The organism is Tumebacillus sp. BK434 (assembly GCF_004340785.1).
In the GTDB taxonomy this organism is placed as follows: Bacteria; Bacillota; Bacilli; order Tumebacillales; family Tumebacillaceae; genus Tumebacillus_A.
Genome location: NZ_SLXS01000001.1, coordinates 483,334 through 501,464, shown reverse-complemented (window position 1 = coordinate 501,464; position 18,131 = coordinate 483,334). Strand labels below are relative to the sequence as shown.

Here is an 18,131-nt window from a genome sequence, read left to right as displayed (position 1 = left end):
CAGAAGGAGGAAACGGGTGTGACCCACTCTGCAAACGTAAGCCTGTCCGCTCCGCACAAGTCGCTGGTCGACTTGCTGCGGCGCTGGACAGAACAACAACCTGACCATATTGCCTACCTGTTTTTGCGCGACGGCGAGATCGAAGACGGCCGTCTCACCTACGGAGAACTCGACCGCAAAGCGCGCGCCCTCGCCGCTCAATTGCAAAAGCTCGGCATGCAGGGCGAACGCGCACTGCTGCTCTATCAACCGGGTCTTGATTTTATTGCCGCGTTTTTTGGCTGCATATATGCAGGCGTGACAGCCGTTCCGGTCTACCCGCCGAAAATGAACCGCAAGATGATCCGCCTCGAGTCGATCGTGTCTGACGCAACGCCTTCCTTCTCACTGACCACGTCGGCGATCATGGACCGGGTCGAGCCGCTGCTGGAAGGCTCCCCGGAGCTGCAAAAAATGATCTGGATCGCGACCGACCAGATCGATGAGGCGCTTGCCGCAGAGTGGCTTCCTCCTGCAGTCGGCCTCGACACGCTGGCCTTTATCCAATATACGTCCGGCTCGACCGGCTCTCCGAAAGGCGTCATGGTCAGTCACGGAAACCTCCTGCACAACGAAGAGATGATTGCGCAGGCGTTTGACCAAAGCAAAGACTCGCTGATCCTCGGCTGGCTGCCGCTGTACCACGACATGGGATTGATCGGCAACGTGCTCCAGCCGCTGTATCTCGGCACTTCCTGCATCCTGATGTCGCCGATCGACTTTTTACAGCATCCGTACCGCTGGCTGAAAGCGATCTCCGATTACAAAGCGACCACCAGCGGCGGGCCGAACTTTGCCTATGAGCTGTGCGCGCGCAAAATCACGCCGGAGCAGATCGCCACGCTCGACCTGAGTTCGTGGTCGGTCGCGTTCAACGGAGCCGAGCCGATTCACCCGGCGACTTTGGATTTGTTTGCCGACACGTTCGCTTCCACCGGATTCCGCAAAGAAGCGTTTTATGCATGCTACGGTCTCGCCGAAGCGACGCTGTTTGTGACCGGCGGTCTGCAAACCGATCTGCCCGTTGTCAAATTGGCGGATAAAGAAGCGATGAACCTCAACCGCGTGGTGCTGACCGACACGAACGATGAGAACGTGCAGCCGTTCGTCGGCAGCGGCAAATCGTGGATGGAGCAGCGCGTGCTGATCGTAAACCCGGATACCGGCCTCGTCTGCCCCGAAGATCAGGTCGGCGAGATCTGGGTGCAAGGACCGAGCGTGGCCAAAGGGTATTGGGAAAATCCCGAACTCTCCGAATACACATTTCACGCGCACCTGACCGATACCGGAGAAGGCCCGTTCCTGCGCACAGGCGACCTCGGCTTCCAGCTGGAAGGCGAACTGTATGTCACCGGACGCTTGAAAGACCTGATCATCATCCGCGGGCGCAACCATTACCCGCAGGACATCGAAAGCACGGTCGGCGCGTGCCATACCGCGCTGAATCCGGGTGCGGGCGCCGCCTTCTCTGTTGACGTAAGCGGTGAAGAACGCCTCGTGGTCGTACAGGAAGTCGAACGCGCTGTTTGGCGGCGCGTCAATGTGGAGGAAGTCACCGCAGCCGTTCGCCAGGCGGTGGCCACGCATCATGAACTACAGGCACATGCGGTCGTGCTGATCAAGCCTGCTTCGATCCCGAAGACTTCCAGCGGCAAGATTCAGCGCCGCGCCTGTAAAGAAATGTTCCTGAACGGCACCTTGCAAGTGATCGGCGACAGCAAGCCCGGCGCGGCTGACACCGTCGCTGCGGCTGAGGAGCCCTCTGTCGCCATGAGCCGCGAGATGTGGGAAAGCACCGTGCATGCGGAGCGCCTTCCTTTGCTCGTCCGCTATCTAAAAGGTCAAGTCGGACGCGCCTTGCGCATGCCGGCGAGCCGTTTGGAAGATGAGCAGCCGCTAAGCACGCTGGGCCTCGATTCGCTGATGGCGATCGAGCTGAAACACGCCATCGAGACCGATCTTGGCGTCCGCATCGCAGAAGTCGATTTCCTGCAAGACGCGAACGCCTTGCAACTGGCCGAGCAGATTCAGCTTCAATTGCAAGCCGAGCAAACGAACGTACAACTGCCTGTCATGACGCGCCAGCAGGCGGGCGGCGAATACCCGCTCTCCTACGGGCAGCAGACGATGTGGTTTTTGCATCGCTACCAGCCGGAAAGCAAGGCCTACCATGTGCCGTTTGCGATGCGCATCACCTCAGAGCTGAACACGGCCGCTCTGCAAGCCGCTTGGGAGCAGATGATCGCGCGTCATGCCGTGCTGCGCACGACCTATGGCGAGCGCGACGGACAGCCGTTCCAAAAAGTGCATGCCCACTGGCCTGCCCAGCTTGAAGTGATCGACACTTCCGCACTCTCGGAGCAAGAGGTATCCCGATTGCTGCAAGCGCGCGCCTATGCGCCGTTCGCCCTGCAAGACGGTCCTGCCTACCGCCTGTGCCTGCTGTCCCACTCGGCGGCCGACCATGTTCTGCTGCTCTCCTTCCACCACATCGCCGTCGACCTCTGGTCGATCTCCGTGCTGATGGACGAGCTCTGGACCCTGTACGCCGCGCACATGTCGGGGCAGCCGCGCGAACTGGCCGTGCCTGATTTGCAATACACCGATTATGTGGACTGGCAAAAAGGACTGCTCAACAATGCGGACGGCGAACGGCTGCTTTCGTACTGGCAACAGCGCTTGCAAGGCACGCTGCCTGTGTTAGAGCTCCCTGCCGATCACCTGCGCCCGGCTGTCCAATCGTATCGCGGCGCATCGCACGCATTTGAGCTCACGTCCGAATTGACCTTTGCACTCAAAAAGATGGCCAAAGAAGCAGGCACGACGCTCTATGTGGTCCTGCTCGCGGCGTATCAAGCGTTCCTGCACCGCTATACCGGTCAGGACGATATCCTCGTCGGCACCCCGGCGGCGGGGAGAAGCTCGGCACGCTTCCAGCAGCAGATCGGGTATTTTGTCAACCCGGTCGTGATGCGCGCCGATTTTTCGGAACGGCCGGCTTTCCGCGATTTCCTGCATAAGGTGCGCGTGTCTGTGCTCGAAGCGCTGAAGCATCAGGACTATCCATTCCCGCTGCTCGTCGAGAAGATCGGCGCACCGCGCAATGCGAGCCACAACCCGGTGTTCCAGACGATGTTCGTCCTGCAAAAGCCGCACAAGCAAAACGGCTCCGAGGACTTCGTGCTTGGCGCAACCGGCGCGCAGCTGCAGCTCGGCGGCGTGACGCTGATGCCGATAGCTCTGCAACAAGAAGCGGCGCAGTTTGATGTGACGCTGTCGATGGTTGACGGCAAAGACTTCCTGCGCGGCGCGTGGGAATTTAACACCGATCTGTTTGAAGCGTCGACGCTGGCGAGAATGACCGGCCACTTCATGCAGTTGCTGGAAGGCATCACCAAGAATCCAAACGCTGCGATCAAGGATCTGCCGATGCTTGCCGCCGAGGAGCTGCAAACCCTGCTCGTCGACTGGAATCGGACGGCGACCCCTTACCCGAGTGCGCAGACGATCCCTTCCCTTTTTGCAGAAGTTGCATCCAAAACGCCGCAAAAGGTCGCGGTGACGTTTGCCGATCAGAGCCTGACCTATCGCGAACTGGATGAGCGCGCCAACCAATTGGCGAACCGTTTGCGCCGCGAGGGAGTCGGCCCGGATGTGCTCGTCGGCCTGTGCATGAAGCGCTCGCCGGAGATGATCGTCGGCCTGCTCGGGATCCTCAAGGCGGGCGGCGCATATCTGCCGATCGACCCGGCCTATCCGCAAGACCGTCAAGGCTACATGCTGGAAGATGCAAAAATCACCGTGCTTCTCGCGCAAACAGAGACGGCTGCCAGCCTCCCGGCGCATGCGGCGACTGTGATCCTCCTCGATGGGGACAACGCGGAGCTCGCAGGCGAAAGCACTGAACTGACGCCTGCTGTGCTCACAGCCGATCATCCTGTTTACGTGATCTACACCTCCGGCTCCACCGGTAAGCCCAAAGGCGTGCTTGTGCCGCATCGCGGGGTGGCGCGCCTGGTGCGTGACACCGATTACGTAAGCCTTACGGAAGAAGAAGTCGTGTTGCAAGTGTCGTCGATCTCGTTTGACGCAGCGACGTTTGAGATCTGGGGCTGCCTGCTGAACGGCGGGCGACTCGTGCTGTATCCGGGTGTGCATCTCTCGCTGGAAGAGCTCGGCCGCGTGCTGCGCGATGAGCAGGTGACGACGGCGCTGTTGACCGCAGTCGTGTTCCATCAGATGGTCGATGAGCAGTTGGATGCCCTGTGCGGCTTGAAGCAATTGCTTGCAGCCGGCGAAGCGCTGTCCCCGGCTCATGTCCGCACCGTGCTGCGCGAGTTGCCGCATGTTCGGATGATCAACGCCTACGGGCCGACGGAGTGCACCGTCCTCGCCACAGCGCCGACGCTTACCGAAGACTTGATCGGCAAGTCTGTTTCCATCGGGCGTCCGATTGCCAATACCGAAGCTTATGTGCTCGATGAGAACCTCCGCCCTGTCCCGGTCGGCGTGCCAGGTGAGCTGTTGCTCGGCGGCGCAGGTCTTGCGATCGGCTATTTAAACCGTCCGGAACTGACTGCTGAGAAGTATATCCCGCATCCGTTTGCCGAGGGCGAGCGCCTGTACCGCACCGGCGACCTGGTGCGCTGGCTGGCGAACGGCACGCTGGAATTCATGGGCCGCCTCGACCATCAGGTCAAGATTCGCGGCTACCGCGTTGAACTTGGCGAGATTGAAGCGCTGCTCGATCAGCATCCGGGTGTCATGCAAGCGGTGGTGACCGCGCAGGAATACGGCGTTTCGAAGCGTCTGGTCGCCTACTTCGTGCCTGCCTTGGGCGAAGAGATCACGCAACAGGAATTGCGCGGCTTCCTGCAAGACAAGCTGCCGGAGTACATGGTGCCAAGCGTGTTTGTCACGCTGTCCAGACTGCCTGTGACCGCAAACGGAAAAATCGACCGCAAAGCGCTGCCGGCTCCGGCCAATGAATTTTTGTCTGAAGAAGCATTTGTTGCGCCGCGCACCGAGACAGAGGCGCGTGTCGCCGCGATCTGGGCGCAGGTGCTGCAGCTTGAATCGATCGGGGTACATGACTCCTTCTTTGACATCGGCGGACACTCGCTGCTGGCGACTCAAGTCATCTCCCGCCTGCGCCAAACGTTTGGCATCGAGTTGGAAATGAGCGAGCTGTTCCAATATCCGACCGTTGCCGGATTGGCTGCGCGCGTAGAACTGGCCGGCCAAACCGGTGTCACCGCAGCTGAGCTTGCCATTGCGCCGCTTGTCAGAACCGCTGCGTCTTCCCTGCCCGTTTCCTCTGCACAGCGCCGCTTGTGGCTGCTCGATCAGCTGATGCCGGGCCATCCCGTTTACAACATGCCGGGCGCGGTGCGCCTGCAAGGCCGTTTGAACCGCGAGGCATTGGAAAACAGCTTGCATGAGATCGTACGCCGCCATGAAGTGCTGCGCTCTGCGTTCGTGGAAGTGAACGGCGAGTTGAGGCAAGTTGCAACGTCGAACCTGCACACTCTGCAAATCTTAGACTTGAGCGGCGCGCCTTTCGCAACGCGTGAAGAAGCGGCTCTGCGTGCGACGCGCGAGGAAGCCACCCGCCCGTTCGATCTGGCGCATGGCCCGCTGTTTCGCGCGACGCTGGTGCAGCTTGGAGCTGAAGATCATCTGCTGCTGATCACCTTCCACCACATCATCGCAGACGGCTGGTCGGTCGGCCTGTTTGTCCGCGAGTGGACAGCGCTGTACGAAGCATTTGTCCAAAACAAGCCTTCTCCATTGCCGGAGCTGTCCATACAGTACGCCGACTACACCGCGTGGCAGGAAGCCCGCTTGGAAAAAGAATTGCTTGCAGAGCAGCTGCCGTACTGGAAAGGGCAACTCGCCGGCAACTTGCCTCTGTTGCAGCTACCGACCGATCATCCGCGTCCCGTTGTGCAGTCCTATGCAGGCAAGACGCACCGCTTTGCCCTCTCGTCCCGCCTGACCGAACAGCTGTCTCTGCTGAGCCGCCAGGAAGGCGCGACGCTGTACATGACGCTGCTGACCGCCTTCACGATCTTGCTGCACCGCTCCAGCGGCCAAGACGATCTTCTGGTCGGCACGCCTGTCGCAGGCCGCAGCCACACGCAGGCCGAAGAGCTGATCGGCATGTTCGTAAACACCTTGGTCGTTCGCACCGATGCAAGCGGCAACCCGACGTTCCGCGAACTGCTCGGCCGCGTGAAAGAATCGGTGCTCGGCGCTTTTGCCCATCAGGACATGCCGTTTGATAAATTGGTCGAGGAGCTCCAACCGGAGCGCGACATGAGCTACTCGCCGCTCTTCCAAGTGATGTTCGCCTTGCAAAATGCGAAGATGCCGGAGATTTCCATGCCGGAGCTGACCGCCCGCCGCGCCGATGCGGACAACGGCACTGCCAAGTATGACCTCACCCTGTTCATGGAAGATCAGGCGGACGGTTTGCACGCCGCGCTCGAGTACAACACCACGCTGTTCGAGACGCAGACGATCGAGCGGATGGCCGGGCATTTGGAAATGCTGCTCAGCGGCTTGGTCAAAGATCCGGATCGGCCGATTGGCCTGCTGCCGCTGCTTCGCGATGCGGAGCGCCGCCAGTTGCTCATCGAGTGGAATGACACATCTGTGCCGTATCCGCAGGACCTGCATTTTGTTGAGATGTTTCTGCAGCAAGCGGCACTGCGGCCGGATGCGGAAGCCGCTGTTTTTGAAGAAGAACACTTGACCTATGCAGAGCTGAACCGCCGCGCCAATCAAGTGGCGCATGTGCTGCAACAGCACGGTGTGCAGCCGAACGTTCTGGTCGGCATTCTGGCAGAACGCTCGCTTGATCTGCTCGTCGGGCTGATCGGCATCTGGAAAGCGGGCGGGGCGTATCTGCCGATCGATCCGTCCTATCCCAAGGACCGTTTGGCGTACATGCTTCAAGACTCGGGGGTCAAGTTGCTGCTTACCCAGGAGCACCTGCTGCATGTGCTCCCGGAGCAACGACCCGACTGCATCGTCCTTGACGGTGAACAGGATGCAGCCATCATCGGACAAGCGCAGTCAGACGAGCCGCATGCGCCGATTTCGGCAGACGACTTGGCGTATGTGATCTATACGTCCGGCTCCACCGGACGTCCGAAAGGGACGCTCATCCGCCACGGCGGTCTCAGCAACTACCTGCTCTACGCCAGAGAAGCTTACGGCGCCGCGCAAGGCACAGGCGTGCCGGTGCACTCGTCGATCGCGTTTGACCTGACGATCACCGGGCTGTTCGTGCCTTTGACCGCCGGACAGCGCGTGATCCTGGTGCCGCACGACCACGGCGTGGACAGCCTGCTGCGCACACTGCGTTCGCATCAAGATCTCAGCTACATCAAATTGACCCCGGCCCACCTGCGCTTGCTCGGACAAGCTTTGAGCCCGGAGGAAGCTGCCGGCTTGACGCGCGGCCTCGTCATCGGAGGCGAAGCGCTGAGTGGCGAAGACGTCGCGCTTTGGCGCGAATTCGCTCCGCATACCACGTTGTACAACGAATACGGCCCGACCGAGACGGTCGTCGGCTGCTGCATGTATCAGCTTGCGGCGGGAGATGCGCCTGCAGGTCCGCTGTTGATCGGCAAGCCGATTGCCAACACCTGCCTGTACATTCTTGACGCCAATCTGCAGCCGGTTCCGGCGAACGTATACGGCGAACTTTACATCGGAGGCGCAGGAGTGGCGCTCGGGTATCTGAATCGCGACGACCTGACTGAGGAGCGCTTTCTCCCCGATCCGTTTGCCACCGAGCCCGGCGCCCGCATGTATAAGACAGGCGACGCTGTTCGATACCGCGCGGACGGCAATCTGGAGTACAAAGGCCGCCTCGACGATCAGGTCAAGATTCGCGGCTACCGCATCGAACTTGGCGAAATCGAATCGGCCATCACCGGGCACCCGGCTGTCAAAGAGAGCGTCTTGATCGCCGCACCGGACCTTGCGGGCGAACAGCGCCTCCTCGCCTATTCCGTTTTGCAGGAGGCGCAGACTCTCGACGCGGCCGGACTGCGCCGTCATCTGCAAGCTGTGTTGCCCGATTACATGGTACCGTCTGTGTTTGTTTTCTTGGACGCGCTGCCTCTGACCGCAAACGGCAAAGTCGACCGCGCGGCGCTTCCCGCACCGGATCTGTCGCACAGCTTCTCGCAGGAAGACTATCTTGCGCCGCGCACGCCGCTTGAAATGCAGCTGGCATCGATCTGGTCGGAGCTGCTCGGAGTTGACCGCGTCGGCTCCAACGACAACTTCTTTACACTGGGCGGCCATTCGCTGCTCGCCACACAAGTCATGTCGCGCATCCGTCAGCAAGCAGGACTGGACATTCCGCTGAGCGAGCTGTTTGCAGCCCCTGTCCTCACCGACTTTGCCGCACGCCTCGCAACCTTGCTAAACAGCGGTGCGGGAGAGGCGGCAGACGCTGCGATCAAGCCGGCAGCCCACGGTGATCTCCTGCCGCTGTCCTACGCCCAACGCCGCATGTGGCTGCTCGATCAGCTTTTGCCGGGGCATCCGTTGTACAACACGGCAGGCGCCGTGCGCCTGCACGGGCAGCTTGACATCTCCGCTTTGGAAACGAGCATTTCGGTGATCGTCAGCCGTCACAGCGTGCTGCGATCTTCGTTCCGCTTCCACGAGGGGGATGTGCAGCAGATTGCAGGGCCAGACCTTCCCTTCGCATTAGGCAGAATCGATCTCAGCTTCGCACCTGCAGCTGAGCGCGAAGAACTGGCGCTGCAACAGGCTGCCAAAGAGGCCGAGCTTCCCTTCAACCTTGAACAGGGCCCGCTGTTCCGCGCGACGCTGGTCAAGATCGCCGAACAAGATCACCTGCTGCTGCTCACCTTCCATCACATCGTGTCGGACGGATGGTCGGTCGGCGTGTTTACCCGCGAGTTGACCGCGTTGTACGCCGCGTTTGTGCAAGGTCAGCCTTCCCCCCTGCCCGAGCTGTCCATCCAGTATGCGGACTACGCCCTCTGGCAGCAGGAGCGAATCTTGCAGGAGCTGAAGGACACCCAGTTGCCGTATTGGAAAAATCGGCTGATCGGCGACCTCCCGCTCCTGCAGCTGCCGGCCGATCATCCGCGTCCGGCTGTGCAGCGCTATGCGGGCGGCCTGTTCCGCTTTGCGCTCCCGACCCGCTTGACCGAGCGGCTCCATGAGTTGAGCCGCCAGGAGAACGCAACGCTGTATATGACCTTGCTCGCTGCGTTCAAAACGCTTTTGCATCACTATAGCGGGCAAGACGACCTGTTGATCGGCACGCCGGTCGCCGGTCGCAATCATGCGCAGATCGAAGATCTGGTCGGCTTTTTCGTCAACACGCTTGTCGTGCGCACCGATGCGGGCGGCAACCCGTCCTTCCGCGAACTGCTCAGCCGTGTAAAAGACGCGACGCTCGGCGCCTATGCGCATCAAGACGTGCCGTTTGACATGCTGGTCGAAGAACTCCAGCCTGCGCGCGACATGAGTTATTCGCCTCTGTTCCAAGTGATGTTCGTCTTGCAAAATGCGCCGATGCCGGAGCTCGACATGCCGCATCTGACCGCCCATCGCGTCGATGTGGACGGGAGCACCGCCAAATTTGACCTGACGTTGTTCATGGAAGAGCAGGCGGACGGACTGACCGCCGCCTTTGAGTACAGCAGCGATCTGTTTGAAGCGGCGACGATTGAGCGGATGGCGGAGCATTTTGTCAACCTGCTGGAGCAGATCGCCGCAACGCCTGAGGCTGCGATCGGCGAGCTTGCTTTCCTTGGCGAAACAGACCTGCAGCAACTGCTCATCGAGTGGAACTCCACCAAGTCCGGCTACCCGCAGTTGACCTTGCCGCAACTTGTAGCGGCGCAAGCAGCCAAAACGCCGGATGCAGTGGCGCTGATCGACGGGGAACGACGCTTGACCTACTCCGAGTTGAACGCGCGCGCCAACCAACTGGCTCACTACCTGAAAAAGCACGGTGTCGGGGCGGAATCTCTGGTCGGCCTGTGCATGGAGCGGTCCGATGAGCTGGTGGTTGCCATCCTTGGCATCCTGAAAGCGGGCGGCGCATACGTTCCGCTCGACCCGAACTATCCGCAAGAGCGCATTTTGTTCACGCTGGAAGATGCGAGTGTCACCTTGCTGCTGACAGAAAAATCTCTCACACAGCATCTGACCGCCTATGAAGGCACAACCGTTTGTCTGGACGGGGTGCAAGAGGAGATCGCGCTGGAGAGCGCAGACAATCCGGCTGGCGGAGCAGAACCGCACCACCTGGCCTATGTCATCTACACCTCCGGCTCGACCGGCCGCCCGAAAGGAGTGGCCATCGAACACCGCAGCGCGTCCACGCTGGTGCAATGGGCGAACGATGTCTACAGCCCGCCCGAATACGCAGGCGTGCTGTTCTCGACCTCGATCTGCTTTGACCTCTCGATCTTTGAGCTGTTCGTGCCGCTCAGTCTCGGCGGCAAAGTGATCCTCGCCGAAAATGCGCTGCACCTGCCGGAACTTTCCGCGCGGGAAGAAGTCACGCTGATCAACACCGTGCCGTCCGCGATTGCCGAACTGCACCGCATGCAAGCAATCCCGGCCTCCGTGCGCGTGATCAACCTCGCAGGCGAGCCGCTGAAACTTGCTCTCGTGCAGAGCCTGTATGAATGGCCGACCGTGGATAAAGTGTTCAACCTGTACGGCCCGTCTGAGGACACCACCTACTCCACCTTTGCTCTGATGGAGCGTGGCCTGACAACAAGCCCGCTGATCGGCCGCCCCTTGGCGGATACCCAAGCCTACGTGCTGAACCAGCACCTGCAGCCGGTTCCGATCGGCGCTGCGGGCGAACTGTTCCTTGGCGGCGCAGGTCTGGCTCGCGGCTACCTAAACCGGCCGGAGCTGACCCGCGAGAAATTTATCCTCAGCCCGTTCGCGCCAAAATCGGACGAGCGGCTCTACCGCACAGGCGACCTCGTGCGGTACACGCAGGATGGATCGCTTGCCTACTTGGGGCGCATCGACCACCAAGTCAAAGTGCGCGGCTTCCGCATCGAGCTTGGCGAGATCGAAATGGTGCTTGCACAGCATGCGCTCGTGCACGAAGCAACCGTCATCGTCCGCGAAGACCTCCCGGGCGAACCGCGTATTGTCGCTTACGCAGTGGCAAAAGATCCCCTGCTGCTGTCCGAATCTGATCTGCGCCAAGCGGTCAAAAAAAAGCTGCCCGAGTACATGGTGCCGTCGGCTTTCATCATGCTGGATGCCCTTCCGCTCACGCCAAACGGAAAAATTGACCGCAAAGCGCTGCCCGCTCCTGATCTGTCGCAAGGCCGCGAAAGCTCTCCTTACCTCGCGCCTGGCACAGAGACCGAACACGAACTGGCTGCCGTCTGGTCCGAAGTGCTCGGTCTGGACAAGATCGGCCTTGCCGACAATTTCTTTGCGCTTGGCGGCCACTCGCTGCTCGCCACGCAGATGATCTCGCGCGTTCGTCAGCAGTTCAACATCGATCTGACGCTGCGTTCGCTGTTCGAAGCGTCCACCCTCGCCGACTTTGCTGCGCGGGTTGAAGCGGAGCGCGCTGCAATCAGCAAGAGCAGCATTCCGGCGCTCGTCCCGGCACCACGCGATCAACATCTGCCGTTGTCATTCGCACAGCAACGTATGTGGCTGTTGGATCAGTTGTCTGCGAACGGCAGCGCGTATCAGATGCCGCTCTTCGTGCGCTTGAGCGGATCGCTTGACACCGTCCTGTTTGAACGTACGCTTCAGGAAATCGTGCGCCGCCATGAAGTGCTGCGCACGACCTACCGTTCTGAGAACGGCACGGCAGCGCAGACCATTCACGGTGAAGCTGCCATCCCGATTCCGCTCCATGATCTGAGCGCGCTCGCAGCCTCCGAGCAGGAACACCAAAAACAGCTCCTTCTCCAAACAGAACTCGAGCGCCCGTTCGATTTAGCGGTTGATCTGCCTCTGCGTGCCCTGCTGCTGAAAATTGCGGTGAACGAGCATCTGCTGCTCTTGACCATGCACCACATCGCGTCAGACGGCTGGTCGCTCGGCGTGCTGGTTCGCGAATTTGCCGCGCTGTACACCGCGTTTGCAACCGGACAGCATTCGCCGCTTCCAGAACTGTCGATTCAGTATGCCGACTACGCCCTCTGGCAGCGCAGTTTGCTGCAAGGAGACGCCGTGGAAGAGCAAGTTCGCTACTGGCAAGAGCAGCTCAGCGGCGAACTGCCTGTGCTGATCCTGCCGACCGTCCGTCCGCGCCCTGCGGTGCAAACCTTTAAGGGCGCAACCTATGCGTTCAGCCTGACACAAGAGCTGCACGAGCAGCTCAACGCGTTCAGCCGTCAGGAAGGTGCCACGATGTTCATGATGCTCTTCTCCGCATTCAACGCGTTGCTGCACCGCTATTCCAGCCAAGATGACATCATCCTCGGCACGCCGATTGCGGGCCGCGGGACTCTGGAGTTGGAGCCCTTGATCGGCCTCTTCGTCAACACGCTGGCGTTGCGCACCGATCTGAGCGGCAACCCGTCGTTCCGCGAGCTGGTCGGCCATGTGCGCGACAAGGCGCTCGGCGCCTACGCGCATCAAGACCTGCCGTTTGAACTGCTGCTCGACCGCTTGCAGGTCGAACGCGACGCGAGCCGCCACCCGCTGTTCCAAGTGATGTTTGTCTTGCAAAACACGCCGCTCCCGGCCATCGAGCTGCCGAATCTTTCGCTCCAGCCGCTCGACCTCGATACGGGCACGGCCAAATTTGACCTCACCTTGGTCATGACGGAAACGGAGCAGGTCTGCCAAGGCGTGCTGGAATATAACACCGACCTGTTTGACGAAGTCACCATTGCGCGGATCTCCGACCATCTCCAAACGCTGACTGCCCGTCTGCTCGCAAACCCGGATCTGCCGCTGAGCCAGGTCCAATACCTGACCGAAGCGGAAACCAGCACCTTGCTCACAGACTGGAGCACCCGTCGTCCTCCGCTGGGCAGCGACCCGGTGCACCACCTCTTTGAGCAGCAAGCCGCACGCATGCCCGATGCGACAGCTGTCAGATTTGGCGAGCAGACGTTGACCTACGCCGAACTCAACCTCCGCGCCAATCAGCTCGCACACAAGCTCCGCAAGTGGGGCGTCGGCCCGGAAACCCGCGTCGGGATCTCAGTCACACGCTCGCCGGAGATGGTGATCGGTCTGCTCGGCATCTTAAAATCGGGCGGCGCTTATGTGCCGCTTGACCCGGCGTATCCAGAGGAGCGTCTGGCCTTCATGCTGGAAGATGCTACCGTGCCGGTCCTGCTCACCCAGGAGGCGCTGCAAGACCGCTTTGCACAGTCCATGCGCCCGGATGTGCTGTTCTGTCTGGACAGCCAGTGGGAGCAATTGGCTGCTGAGAGCGGGGATAACCCGTCCGCTCGCACCGAGCCGCATCATCTTGCCTACATCATTTACACGTCCGGGTCGACCGGACGTCCAAAAGGCGTGCAGCTCGAACATCGTGGCCTGACCAATTTGACGCTTGCTCAGATCGAGTCGTTTGGGATCAGCGCCGAGAGCCGCCTGCTGCAATTTGCATCGTTTAGTTTTGACGCATCCGTCTCAGAAATCTTCACCGCACTGGTGTCGGGGGCGACGCTGCACATGGCGTCACGGGACGAGCTGCTGCCGGGCGCCGATCTGATTCAACTTTTGCAAGAGCAAGAGATCAGCGTCGTCACGCTTCCGCCTTCCGTGCTGGCTCTGCTCCCGTCCGATCAGTTTCCGGCGCTGCAAACGGTTGTATCTGCAGGCGAAGCATGTTCGGCAGAACTCGTTCGCGCCTGGGCTCCGGGACGTACGTTCATCAACGCATACGGCCCGACTGAGACGACCGTCTGCGCAACGCTTGCCACGCTTGGCCCCGATACGGTTCGTCCGCACATCGGGCAGCCGATCACAGGCGCGGAGATCTACATCCTCGATGATCACCTCCAAGCTGTGCCGGTTGGCGTCGCAGGCGAAATTTACATCGGCGGCATCGGAGTGGCGCGGGGCTATTTGAACCGCCCCGAGTTGACCGACGCAGCGTTTGTCGCCCACCCGTTCCGCACAGAACCGGGGGCTCGCTTGTACAAATCGGGCGACTTGGGACGCTGGCAGCAAGACGGCACGATCGAATACCTCGGCCGCCGCGACCACCAAGTGAAAATTCGCGGCTTCCGCATCGAAGTCGGGGAACTGGAAGCTGCTCTGCTGCAGCATGCAGCTGTCCGCGAGGCTGTCGTGATCGCCACAACAGACTCCAAAGGGGCAGCTCGCCTGATCGCCTATGTGACCTCAGCGGACAGCATACCGCTGTCAGCAGCAGACCTTCGCAGCCATCTGCAAGCCACGTTGCCCGACTATATGGTGCCGGCTGCGTTTGTCTGCCTCGACGCGTTCCCGCTGACCGCAAACGGCAAAGTGGATCGCCAAGCTTTGCCGGCGGCCGACCTGTCGCGCGACATCTCCGCGGCCGACTACCTCGCGCCCCGCAGCCAGACCGAAGAAGTGCTCGCGCTGATCTGGTCTGACCTGCTCGGCATCGAGCGGATCGGCATGCGGGATGACTTCTTCGCGCTCGGTGGCCACTCGCTGCTCGCCGCGCAAGTGATGTCCCGTGTGCAAATTGCGTTCGGCTTGCAACTGCCGCTGCGGGAGCTGTTTGACGCCCCGAGCGTGGAAAGGCTGGCAGCGCGCATCGAGCGGATCCGTCAGGATGCGCAAGGCGTGTCCTTGCCGCCAATCGCCAGGATTGCAAAAGACGGAGAATTGCCGCTGTCGTTTTCGCAAGAGCGGATGTGGTTCGTGGAACAGCTTGAACCCGGCACATCTGCCTACAACATGCCAGGCGCGATCCGCTTGCACGGCCGTCTGAACCAAGCCGCGTTAGAACAGAGCGTCCAGGAGATCATCCGCCGCCACGAGACGCTCCGCACTCGATTCACAGAGAGCGACGGGCAGCCGAAGCAGCACATCGCAGCCGAGTTGAATTTTGTCATCCCGTTCCTCGATTTGGAACAGGTGATGAGTGACTCGCGTGAACAAGCTTTGCAACAGGCCATTCATGCAGAGTCTCGTCGTCCGTTCGACCTCGCGGCCGGGCCGCTCCTGCGCATGCAGTTGGTGCGTCTTGCAGCCGAAGAGCATGTGTTGCTGCTCACCATGCATCACATCGTATCGGATGGTTGGTCGACAGGCGTCCTGCTGCGCGAACTGGGGGCGCTGTATGAAGCGTTTGACCGCGGCGTGCCATCTCCCCTGCCCGACTTGGAGATTCAGTATGCTGACTATGCGCACTGGGAGCGGGCGTGGATGCAGGGAGATGTGCTCCACACCCAGCTTCGTTACTGGAAAGAACAGCTCGCAGGCGAACTTCCCGTGCTGCAACTGCCGCTGGATCGTCCGCGCCCGGCACTGCGCACCTATCGCGGCGCGACCGAGTCATTTGTGATCCAGGCCGGCCTGTTCCGCAAGTTGCAGACCCTCACGCGCCGTGAAGGAGCGTCGCTGTACATGACGCTTTTGGCCGCGTTTAAGAGCCTGCTCGCGCGCTATACCGGTCAGGAAGACGTGATCGTCGGCTCCCCGGTTGCCGGACGCCTCCGCCAAGAGACGGAGCCATTGATCGGGGTGTTTATCAACACGCTGGTCATGCGCACCGATTTGTCGGGCGGCCCGACATTCCGCGAACTGTTGGCCCGCGTGCGCAAAACTGCGCTCGATGCGTTCGCGCATCAAAGCGTGCCGTTTGAACGGCTGCTTGAGGAGTTGCAGCCTGCGCGCAACCTGAGCATTTCGCCCTTGTTCCAAGTGATGTTCATCTTGAACAACGCGCCGATGGAAGCCCTGCAATTGCCAGACATCACGCTCACGCCGGAAGCGGTCGACACCGGTACAGCAAAATATGACCTGACGATGACGCTCTCCGAAGCTCAAGAGCCAGAGATCGCAGAAACGGTTCTGCACGGGTCGCTGAACTACAACGCCGACCTGTTCAATGCGACAACGATTGTGCGGCTGATGCAGCACTTCCTCACCCTTTTGGCCGAGATCGCAGAAGATCCGGATCAAAACGTGTTCGAAGTGCCGCTGCTCAGCGAGACAGAGCGCGACCTGATGCTTCGCGATTGGAACGACACGGCACGCGACTATCCGCAGAACATGACGTTGCCGCAGCTGGTCGAAGAGCAGGCTGTGCGCACGCCGGATCAGGTGGCTGTCGAACTGTCCGGCGAGCTCTTGACCTACCGCGAGCTGAACGAACGAGCCAACCAAGTGGCGCATCGCCTGCAGACGCTTGGCGCCGGGCCGGATGTGCCGATCGGCATTTGCATGGAACGCTCGTTTGACATGATCGTCGGATTGCTCGGCATCCTAAAATCAGGCGCTGCGTACGTCCCGCTCGACCCGACGTTCCCAAGCGGCCGCCTCGCCTATCTGCTCGAAGATTCGCAAGTGCCGGTACTGCTGACCCAAGAGCATCTGCGTGAGCGCCTGCCAGCTACGCAGGCGCACGTGATCACGCTGGACAGCGAACGGGAGAGCCTCGACGCGGCGTTCACCGCCAATCCGGCTCGCGAATTGTCGAGCGAGCACATGGCGTACATCATCTACACCTCCGGCTCAACCGGCAATCCGAAAGGGGTCATGGTCCTGCAGCGCGGGATCAGCAACATCTTGCATTGGATGCGGGAAACGTATGAGCTGACAGCTGCAGACCGCGTTTTGCAAAAAGCGAACTTCTCCTTTGACGCATCCGTTTGGGAGATCTTCCTGCCGCTCATGTGTGGGGCACGCCTCGTGCTGGCAAAACCGGGCGGCCAGCAAGACCCTGAGTATTTGATCTCCTTGATTCAAGAGAGCGGCATCACCATGACGCACTTTATCCCTCCGATGCTGCAGATGTTCCTGGAGACGGACGGCGTGGAAAAATGCGCCGCGCTGCGCCACGTCTTCTGCGGAGGCGAAGTGTTGCCGCGCGACTTGCAAGAGCGCTTCTCCAAGCGGCTCGCGGCACAACTGCACAACCGCTACGGCCCGACGGAGATCACGATCAATGCGACCGCGTGGACGTGCGAGCCGGGCGATGCGCGCAGCTCCGTGCCGATCGGCCGACCGCTCGCGAACGTGCAAGCGTACGTGTTGGATCGCACGCTGCAGCCGGTGCCGGTCGGCGTGCCAGGCGAGCTGCACATCGGCGGCCACGGCGTTGCGCGCGGGTATTGGAAGCGCGACGAGTTGACCGCTGAGAAATTTATCGCCGATCCGTTCTCGGGCCATGAGCAGGCTCGCCTGTACAAAACGGGTGACCTCGTGCGCTGGCTGCCGGATGGCACGCTGGAGTTCCTCGGCCGGATCGATGAGCAAGTCAAACTGCGCGGTTACCGCGTCGAGCTCGGCGAGATCCAAGCGGCGCTCGAGCAGCACCCGGCTGTGCGGGAAGCAGCGCTGCTGGTGCGGGAGGACGTGCCGGGCGATATGTACTTAACCGCCTACGCTGTGGCCCATGCCGAGATGCAAGTGACCGTGGAAGAACTGCGCGGCTACCTGCAAACGAGCCTGCCGGAGTTTATGATCCCGGCTGCCATCGTGCTGCTTGACGCCATGCCGCTGACCCCGGTTGGCAAAGTCGATCGCAAAGCCCTGCCCAAGCCGGATAAGAGCAAGGCGCTGAGTGAGACCTACGTCGCGCCGCGCAACGAGATCGAAGCGCAGTTGGCTGAGATCTGGTCCAACCTGCTTGGCGTCTCTCCGGTCGGTGTGCATGACAACTTCTTTGAACTCGGCGGACACTCGCTGCTGGCGACCCGCCTGATCACACGCATCCGCAACACCTTCCAAGTGGAACTCCCGATCCGCGCGCTGTTCGGCGCAACGACGGTAGCGCAGCTTGCACCGCTGGTCGAGCAGGCAAAACAAACGCCTGCCAGCGAACCGGAAGAGCCGGACATCACAGCCCGCTCCCGTTCCACGTATCGCATGAAAAAAGGAAAATAAACACACAAAAGGCCTTGGCGCATGCG

At 60.9% G+C, this 18,131-nt stretch carries 1 protein-coding gene; it reads left to right on the top strand.

The features are described from left to right. Window positions 1-18: 18 nt before the first annotated feature. Complete coding sequence (locus EV586_RS01720) at window positions 19-18,105, top strand: non-ribosomal peptide synthase/polyketide synthase (RefSeq protein ID WP_132943342.1); 18,087 nt, start codon at window positions 19-21, stop codon at window positions 18,103-18,105. Window positions 18,106-18,131: the final 26 nt, after the last annotated feature.